Source organism: Mycobacterium sp. E342 (assembly GCF_001667665.1).
Lineage (GTDB): Bacteria > Actinomycetota > Actinomycetes > Mycobacteriales > Mycobacteriaceae > Mycobacterium.
Genome location: NZ_LZJM01000301.1, coordinates 1 through 1,136 on the forward strand (window position 1 = coordinate 1; position 1,136 = coordinate 1,136).

At 64.5% G+C, this 1,136-nt stretch carries 1 protein-coding gene and 1 pseudogene; one reads left to right on the forward strand and one right to left on the reverse strand.

Going from position 1 to position 1,136, the window contains the following annotated elements; translation table 11 throughout:
* On the reverse strand, window positions 1-209 hold a 209-nt coding region (locus tag A5692_RS29300), incomplete at its 3' end, for a hypothetical protein (RefSeq protein WP_156766270.1).
* A 37-nt stretch (window positions 210-246) separates the two neighbouring features.
* Between A5692_RS29300 and A5692_RS25285 the strand changes: the two are divergent.
* A pseudogene (locus A5692_RS25285) lies at window positions 247-1,136 on the forward strand (AMP-binding protein); the annotation flags it as partial.

Sequence of the window (1,136 nt, forward strand, 5' to 3'; positions counted from 1 at the left end):
CTCAACACCCTGACCTGTTCGGTGACCAGCACCGCATGGAAATCGTGCGGGGACCCGACCGCCGCCTCGGGCACCACCACCAACCGGCCCCCACCCAACAGGGCGCCGAAGATCTCCCACACCGAAACATCGAACGCATAGGAATGCCACTGAGACCACACCCCCGCGCGCTCCACGTACGCACCCGCCGACGCCAGCAGCTCGATCACGTTGTGGTGGGTAACGGCAACACCTTTAGGTATTCCTGTGGTGCCCGAGGCGGCGGTCGGGTCCCCGCACGATTTCCATGCGGTGCTGGTCACCGAACAGGTCAGGGTGTTGAGCCAGACCCCGTCGGCGTTTTATGCGTTGCAAACCGTTGATGGATTGTCAGCGGCGTTGGATCGACGGCTGGCGCTGGAATCGGTGGTGTTTGGTGGGGAAGCCCTGGAGCCTGCGCGTCTAAAGACGTGGTTCGGCCACCATGGAGCGTCGACGCGGCTGATCAACATGTATGGCACCACCGAGACGACGGTGCATGCCTCGGTACGCGAGATCGTCGCCGATGATGTCGCGGGCATAGCGAGCCCGATCGGGGTGCCGTTGGCGCATTTGGGTTTCTTTGTACTTGATCAGTGGTTGCGTGCGGTGCCGGCCGGGGTGGTCGGGGAGTTGTATGTGGCCGGTGCCGGGGTCGCGTACGGGTATTGGGGTAGGGCGGGGTTGACCGCGTCGCGGTTTGTGGCGTGTCCATTCGGGGCGCTGGGGTCGCGGATGTATCGCACCGGGGATTTGGTGTGTTGGGGCCCGGATGGGCAGTTGCAGTATGTGGGGCGCGCGGATGAGCAGGTCAAAATCCGTGGGTATCGCGTCGAGTTGGGTGAGATCCGCACCGCCCTGGCCAATGTGGATGGGGTGGGGCAGGCGGTGGTGGTTGCCCGCGAGGACCACCCCGGGGATAAGCGCCTGATCGGGTATGTCACCGAATCCCACACTGGGGCAGTTGATCCGGTCGCGATCCGCAGCCAGCTCGCGGATCGGTTGCCGTCTTATATGGTGCCGGCCGCGATTGTGGTGCTTGAGGCGTTGCCGTTGACGGTCAATGGCAAGCTCGACACCCGCGCCCTACCCGCCCCCGACTACACCGACACCGGTCG